Here is an 8,173-nt window from a genome sequence, read left to right on the forward strand (position 1 = left end):
TTTCTAATGTTCATCATATTTGTTTTTACTCCTACTAATCATTTTTATGTCAAAAGATTCTCAAATAATTAGATATATCCAGAAAATAAACTTACTCTTTATTGAACTTAAGCAAAAGAAGTAAAAGTCACTAAAAAAAATCATTTTTCGTATCTTTGGCTCGAAAATATGTTCCCCTACTCCCTACTCCCTACTCCCTCTTTTCTGGAGATACCTATTGAATTAATTACCATAAAAATTACCTAAAAATCAAGGTATAAAGCCTCTCCATTCATGGAGAAAAAAAGAGAAGAAAAAAACTTCCTTTTAGCAAATACTTCTATTACAGAATAGGTAATTATTAATTATTGAACAAGATTAAACTTAGGAATAGGAATTGCCCAACTAGCAACANAAAATCAAGGTATAAAGCCTCTCCATTCATGGAGAAAAAAAGAGAAGAAAAAAACTTCCTTTTAGCAAATACTTCTATTACAGAATAGGTAATTATTAATTATTGAACAAGATTAAACTTAGGAATAGGAATTGCCCAACTAGCAACAAAAAATTCTTCCACTAGCTCTTCTGAAGGTTGACTACCATCAGAAAATCGATAAGCATCCAAACCACCAAAACCATATTTTGTCCGACCAATAATCCCAACCAACTCACCATCTTGATTCAAAACCGGACCTCCACTCATCCCAACTTCAATCTCATTACTCATACCAATTTTGTAACCTTTCTCCAAGGGTAAATTCAGTACATGAATAACCTTTCCCTTAGTAAAATTATATGGTTTAATTCCTAAATCTATAGTCGGAATATAATTTACCGATTTTTGCTCATAATTAGGAAATCCAGTCACATAAACTTCCTCTCCTAAACTTAAATTAAAATTATCACTAACAACAGCAACTGGGTACTGATTATTTGTGGAAAATTTAACCACTGCCAAATCTATATCTCTATCTCTAAAATTAAATCTACTATCTTTCTGGGCAGTATATTCTTTTCCATCTGAAGTTAAAACTACAAATTTTTCTTCTCGATCAGAATCAATTACATGGGCGCAAGTTAGTACAAAATAGTCACTTCCTACTTGAGAAATAATCACCCCAGAACCAGCAATATTTTCTCCTAGTAATCTCACAGTAATAGGTTGGGCAAGCGCTTCCACAGCAGTATTTGACTTAAAAGCAGAAATTTCCTGAATTTGCTTAATATTAATTCCTTCCGGGGTGGATGCTAATGGTAAAATGCAAACTTCCAAAAAAGTTGGAATTATTGCCATTAAACTTATCAATTTTTTCATTTAATTAAATTATTATTTTGAGTCTAATTACTCCTCAATTTCCAGCTTTTTTTGTTCTTCAGTTATAGCTTCCTCTATCAACTTTTCCATATCCACTTCCAGTATTTTTTCCTGATTTACTGATGCTGCTTTTAAGCTATCATCAATAACTGCCAATTTTTCTACCCATTCATCTCCTTGATTTTTCACATCGACAAGATCTGTACTTTCAAATATTAAACTACTACTAGCATCGCCTTTCAGGGAGCTTACTAGACTAATCATAATTTTGCCGTTAGTACCTCTATTATTACTTCTGAGAGTCCACAACAAATTACTTGAATTACAAGCACCTGCTTTAGCGGCACAAACTACCGCCATACCATTAAGAATTCCTTCACTTAAAGGAGGCATTTTTGGTTTTCCTCCCCTGAGAAAATGCTGATTAAATCTATCTGTAACTGCCTGACATCTAACTTCTGGAGGATACTTTTCACCAAATTCTAATGAACCTGTCTGTGTCCATTGAATTAAAGGTCTATTAGCAGCTTTTTTCCAAAGTCCAATTATTTGACCTTGACGATTACGACGTGCTTGGTATATTGCTAACTCTGTTTGATTGTCTGGTGTACATTCAAACTTATATTTGTATGCGTAACGGCGACTAAAACGTATATTTTTAGGATGGACTGAATTTGTGGAAGTATTATCCAGCTCGTTACCAGAAGTATTCAATTGAGCTAATCTACTATTTAAGTTTGTAATTTTTGCCAAACTTGAATGTGCTTCTACTATGAGAATTTGAGCAGCGATCGCCACTACAGATAAAATAGGTAATATCTTTTTTTGTATCATAATTATTAATATTTTCTAAAGATCAGCAGACTTTAGAAATTGCTTCCCATCGACTAATTNTATTGTTCTGATTTACTTTCTCTTATAATAAAGTTCTAAATTATCTCCATGTTTATCACCTAAATAACTAATTTATCTTGATAATTTTTGGTTTTTAACAATCCCATAAACCTTTAAATTAGTTCAAAAAATCACTTGCTTCTCGTTAATTATTGTAGTAGATAATTTATGCAGAAAATCAGTCCTAATACAGCCCTTTGCATAAAGTTACAGCTATTAGCAGTCAGCACGAGTGCAATTAGAGCTTAAGGATCTTAAATGAATTTAATAGACTTTAACATCAAAGCAGACTACTTTTAGTAATATTTAATATCTGGCTCAATAAACGTTTAAACCTGCCCCAAAAAGAATAGCTAACATCCATTAGCTGACGGCTGTTTGAGCAGCATTCTGTAGGAAATGCTTACTAAAGTTAAGTACAATAATTGAAGCAATAAACTTTGAGTAAATTAGAACTTATTTTACTTACTATTGTTACTGTATTGATTAGTCGTGCAAAGTGCTATATATTTAGAATTTGGCATTAAATTTAGCAACTCTGATTCGTACCTTTTCACAACCACCCAAAAGTTCAGGATAGTTAATGTTATTGTTCATGGTTAGAATATAGACTAACTTTGACTATTAACTTTAAGGATTTTTTACCAAAAGAGATAATTATCCATTAATGAACTCTGTTTAAACCTATACAACTTAAATATAAGAAGTGGCAATTGAACGAGTTGCTCTAAACAATAACCCTTAAATTAAATATAGCAAATACCTAAATTTTACTTATATTAATTTTTAATTAAATAGGACTTACGCAGCAGACCATATATATAGAGTCACAAACTATAACGTTATAGTTTTTAAACTCTATATATAGTACCTTTGCGCAAGTCCTGTTAAAAAGTGATTAAACAGTGATTAAACTATGAGAGTGCTTACCGTTGTTATAAGTTACAGTAACACCAGGTTCCGAAATAACTAACGTACAACTGACTCTACAAACATTTCCAGTCAACTTCCTATTAGTCATACTCTGGATAACTACTAAATTCTAAGGTAGTCCTGCATAGTAATGGTAAGAATATATATTTTGTCCCACACTTCCCACAGCCCCCACACTCCCTATACCATTACTATGCACCACCACCAATTCTAAATTCTTAACCGTCAATATATGTACCTCATAACGCCCGGAAACTGCTGTAATTATTTTTGTCTCAATACTTAACGAAGTCAGAAGTCAGAAGTCAGTAGGGGTGATTTCCGTTCCGGAATACTTTCCTTCGGAATGCTCTGCAAACGTAAACGCCTAATTAGGAGCATGACCTAGGAAATCAGTTGTTTTTTGTATAGCAATGAGCGCTGGTATATTTACAAATTGCAGGAGGGGCCAAATAGCTAAAAGTCTTATATTATCGGCAATTTATTCCCCCTGTTGCCTGTTGCCTGTTGCCTGCGCACAGCGCTATAACAGGGATTTATGCGCCACTCCAAAAACATTTCGCCTTAAAAGGCAGGGTTTTAGACCCATTTTTTTTGATAAAAGTATATTTGTTTTCAGTTTTTGTTTAAAAATTTTATCAAAAAATATAATGCAAAAAATCTGTAACTCTTACACAGTCAATAATATAGCCTTTATTTTTGGTTGGTTATTGTCTCTAAGTGTAAACAAATGTTACAATAATAGAGTCAAAGCGGTTTAACGGCTTGACATTCCCGAAAAGAGCCGTTAATGTAAGATACATACCCGGGTAAACAAGTTGACTGTCATATGCAAGACAAGCAAAAAGTTACATTATATATTCAACCAGAACTGCATCGCAAGCTCAAAATAAGAGCAGCAGTTGACTCGGAACCAATGTCATCAATAGCAGAAAGGGCTATCCTTTTCTATCTAGAAAACCCAGAAGTAGTTGATGACCTAAATTCAAANCCGTTAATGTAAGATACATACCCGGGTAAACAAGTTGACTGTCATATGCAAGACAAGCAAAAAGTTACATTATATATTCAACCAGAACTGCATCGCAAGCTCAAAATAAGAGCAGCAGTTGACTCGGAACCAATGTCATCAATAGCAGAAAGGGCTATCCTTTTCTATCTAGAAAACCCAGAAGTAGTTGATGACCTAAATTCAAAATATGGACAAACCCACCGGGTATACACTTGTCCAGAGTGTACAAGCTCAGTTGTAATCCGAGAAGGAGAACTGGTCTCCATCAAAAATCAGCCAAGTGTTTTGGCAGACCAAAATATCCCAGTTAAGCAAACCCCAGAATTAGAAAAATCTGAGGCTCAACCGGGAGAACAAGAGTTAGTCCCCTGCTAATTTTTGTTGTAGCGAAAAACTACATCTGAATGACTAATTAATAGAGACAATAAAAAAATCTCTCAGAAGTCATAGTAGCAGGGAAAAAAACAAGATAAATTCACGCACTGTAAACTTTGTACCGTCTCTACTAGATCGAGGACTATGAAAGAAGAACTCAATATTCTAATCCAAGCTCAATATCCTCTGATCTACCTCGTAACCTCCGAGGAAGAGCGGTCAGAGCAGGCAATTGCAGCATTAGCTCAAGCCAAGTCCTCACGCAAGGTGTTTGTTTGGACAGTTACTCACGGTATTGTAGAGTATGGCCAAAGCAAAAACACAACTCAGCATAATACAGTCTCACCAGAGGCAGCTATAGAGTGGGTAATCAGGCAGCGAGATCCTAATAGTGGTGCTGGAATATATGTATTCAAGGATTTACATCCATTTATTGATTCACCACCAGTTACCAGGTGGTTAAGAGATGCGATCGCTAGTTTTAAAGGTACAAATAAGACAATTATATTAATGTCTCCCATGCAGAATGTGCCAATAGAGCTGGAAAAGGAAGTAGTTGTCCTTGACTTTCCACTGCCAGATATGAAGGACTTGAATCAAGTTCTGTCAAAACAATTAGAGAATAGTAAAAACCGTCGTATTTCCACAGAGACAAGGGAAAAGCTCCTGAAAGCAACTTTGGGTTTAACAAAAGATGAAGCAGAAAAAGTGTATCGTAAAGCCCAAGTAACAGCAGGACGCCTAACAGAAAACGAAGTTGAGATTGTACTTTCTGAGAAAAAACAGCTCATTAAGCGCAACGGCATTCTAGAGTATATAGAAGAGGATGAAACTATAGATGCTGTAGGTGGTCTAGAGGAACTGAAACGTTGGTTAAGGCAACGTTCTGATGCCTTCACAGAGCGTGCCAGAGAATATGGCTTACCTCAGCCAAAAGGGATGTTAATTCTGGGAATACCTGGATGTGGCAAGTCTCTAATAGCAAAGACTACATCTCGTCTTTGGGGTCTACCTTTATTAAGGTTGGATATGGGACGGGTATACGATGGTTCAATGGTAGGGCGTTCAGAGGCTAACTTGCGAAATGCTCTCAAAACAGCCGAATCAATTTCACCTGCTATTCTATTTATAGATGAGTTGGATAAAGCCTTTGCAGGTAGTACAGGTTCAGCAGACTCTGATGGAGGTACTTCTAGTCGGATATTTGGTTCATTCTTAACTTGGATGCAGGAAAAAGTTTCTCCAGTGTTTGTAATGGCAACTGCTAACCGAGTAGAACGTCTACCAGGAGAGTTTTTGAGAAAAGGTAGATTTGATGAAATTTTCTTTGTAGATTTACCAAACAAAGAAGAACGCCAAGATATTTTCAAAATTCACCTAATAAAAAGACGTCGAGATATTGAACGCTTCGATCTGGATCAACTATCTAATGTATCCGATGGCTTTTCAGGTGCAGAAATAGAGCAAGCCATAATCGCTGCTATGTATGAAGCATTTGCTCAAAATAGAGAATTTACGCAGCTAGATATTATTGCCGCAATTAAATCTACACTACCGTTATCGAAGACCATGACAGAGCAAGTTACTGCTCTACGGGATTGGGCTAGACAACGTGCGCGGCCTGCTGCATCTTCAGTCGCCGAGTATCAAAGACTGGAGTTTTAAAAGCTTTCTCCTGGTCCAAACAGGAGTAAAGGCTAGTAAACAAGATAAAGTTGCTAGCAGTTTCTAAAAAAAACCACATCTCCTCAAAATCAATTTAATGATTATGAGTGGTGGTACTATTCCATAAAAACCGTTGTTGTTTCTGTTTTGATTTTAAATTTAGGAGGAAACCCAAATGTCTCACTTCAGCACCCTTCGTACTAAGATCACTGACGCTGAAATCTTAAAAACTTCCCTGCGCGATCTGGGAGTTACAGTTAAGACTAATGCTGATGTTCGTGGCTACAATGGCCAACGTGTACGTTCCGATATCGTTGCTGTTCTCGAAGGTGAATATGATTTAGGTTGGTCTCGTAATAGCGATGGTTCTTTTGACTTAATCGCTGATTTATGGGGTGTTGCTAAGAAGCATAATCAAACTGAGTTGATCAATTCCATCAATCAGAAGTATGCCGTTAACAAAACCTTAGCTGCTGTTAAGCAACGTGGTCTACAAAACGCTAATGTCAAATTGGTAGTGCAGAAGTAATATATTTGCGCGTTCCCAAGTTTGCGGGTTAACCAAAATCGGGTTAGCCCGTTTTTTTAGCTATTTTGATTGGAACTTGTATTAACCCAGGAGTAGATAATACTAATTTTGACATACTCCCGACGTTGCCCTTACGGGAAAAAGCGGGATTCTTCAGTCTGGGAAACCCTGACCGCTGTTTAGACAGAGGTGATGTCCTCCCCCTGTTGTAATAATGGTAGATATTATAATGGCTGTGTATATAATTGTCAATGGCTATAGCAGCTAGGACTATAGGAAAACCGTACACCCTAGCCCGGCTTTCCCATACGACGCTCCCCTACGGGAGAGCGCGGGACTTCCCGCTGGGGAAGTTAAAAAAGATTGTTAGTATAGCTAAAGTTAGCTAAAGCAGCTATAGGTACTTAGAGATGTATGGTTAGATTTGAAAGTCTCACCCAAGGTTCTCAAGGAGAGTTAGGGGTGGAAAGACTGCTATTCTAACAAATACAAATATAATTTTGCTGAACTAAAAAAAACTCTAGTATGATAGCTGTTGAGTTTAACAATCACAAGATACAATAAAGAGTGCTAATTTTCATGCAGACAGAAGCTTTCAGTGAGCTTTTTCCTTTATTTAAGGGAGCTAACCCAGAAACCTTGGAATGGCTCCTATCTGTTGCAGTCAAACACGAGTATCCCTCAGACAGAGTAGTCTTAATGGAAGATGCTTGGGGTAATGCTGTCTACTTTCTGGTATCAGGTTGGGTCAAAGTCAGACGCAGGTTGTCTCCTGACAACTCAGTTGCACTCGCTATTCTAGGGAGAGGAGATTTTTTTGGTGAAATGGCCATTTTAGATGAATCACCCCGCTCAAATGATGTTGTTGCCCTATCTCCAGTCCGTTTGATTAGTATTTCGGCTCAAAGATTTATTCAAACTCTTTTCAAAGACCCTCAATTACATCACCGAATGCTACAACTGATGGTTAAGCGTCTCAGGCAGACAAACGTTCGTTATCAACTGCGTCATAGACCTCCAGCAGTAAAACTTGCTAATACATTAGTAGAATTAGCGGAAAATTACGGTCAGACTACGGAAAAAACCTGTGAAATATTTAATATTTCTGACCAAGATTTAGCTGATGTAACAGATATCACAATTGAAGAAACTAGCAAAATTATGACTAAATTAGATACTAAGGGTTGGATTAGTAGAGACCCGGAACATCAGTTAATCCACTTACTTAATCTTAAACATTTAATGCATTTAGCTAGTCAGTAAACTAGGTTAATGATTTTTGATACAGTAATATTTTTGACAAGAAGTAAAAAATTAATTAAATTATAGCTATTTTTGTCGAAAAATTTACATTAAGAACTGATATATGCTCCGGTTTAATAATTGATAATTGATAATGGATAATTGATAATTACCTCTCCCTAAAACGGATTGGATTGAATAAAAGGAAAATAAATTCATTGTTTCTCCA

The 8,173-nt window shown here is 36.2% G+C and carries 6 protein-coding genes; 4 read left to right on the forward strand and 2 right to left on the reverse strand.

Annotated features, from left to right (window positions below; genetic code table 11):
- Positions 1-493: 493 nt before the first annotated feature.
- Together AFK68_RS20580 and AFK68_RS20585 are read right to left on the reverse strand one after the other, a co-directional pair.
- On the reverse strand, positions 494-1,294 hold the full coding sequence (locus AFK68_RS20580) for a serine protease (RefSeq protein WP_094674658.1): 801 nt from the start codon (positions 1,292-1,294) through the stop codon (positions 494-496).
- A gap of 27 nt (positions 1,295-1,321) precedes the next feature.
- Positions 1,322-2,128, reverse strand: a complete 807-nt coding sequence (locus tag AFK68_RS20585) for a COP23 domain-containing protein (protein WP_094674660.1) — start codon at positions 2,126-2,128, stop codon at positions 1,322-1,324.
- A gap of 2,029 nt (positions 2,129-4,157) precedes the next feature.
- Here AFK68_RS20585 and AFK68_RS20590 point away from each other — a divergent pair.
- From AFK68_RS20590 to AFK68_RS20605, 4 genes are all read left to right on the forward strand, one after another.
- Positions 4,158-4,508, forward strand: a complete 351-nt coding sequence (locus AFK68_RS20590) for a hypothetical protein (RefSeq protein WP_094674662.1) — start codon at positions 4,158-4,160, stop codon at positions 4,506-4,508.
- A gap of 144 nt (positions 4,509-4,652) precedes the next feature.
- Positions 4,653-6,173, forward strand: a complete 1,521-nt coding sequence (locus AFK68_RS20595) for an AAA family ATPase (protein ID WP_094674664.1) — start codon at positions 4,653-4,655, stop codon at positions 6,171-6,173.
- A gap of 175 nt (positions 6,174-6,348) precedes the next feature.
- Positions 6,349-6,702, forward strand: a complete 354-nt coding sequence (locus AFK68_RS20600) for a DUF1257 domain-containing protein (protein WP_094674666.1) — start codon at positions 6,349-6,351, stop codon at positions 6,700-6,702.
- Between the two features lie 579 nt (positions 6,703-7,281).
- On the forward strand, positions 7,282-7,965 hold the full coding sequence (locus AFK68_RS20605; RefSeq protein ID WP_094674668.1) for a Crp/Fnr family transcriptional regulator: 684 nt from the start codon (positions 7,282-7,284) through the stop codon (positions 7,963-7,965).
- Positions 7,966-8,173 lie beyond the last annotated feature (208 nt).

It is taken from the genome of Hydrocoleum sp. CS-953 (assembly GCF_002260545.1).
Classification (GTDB): Bacteria; Cyanobacteriota; Cyanobacteriia; order Cyanobacteriales; family Microcoleaceae; genus Trichodesmium.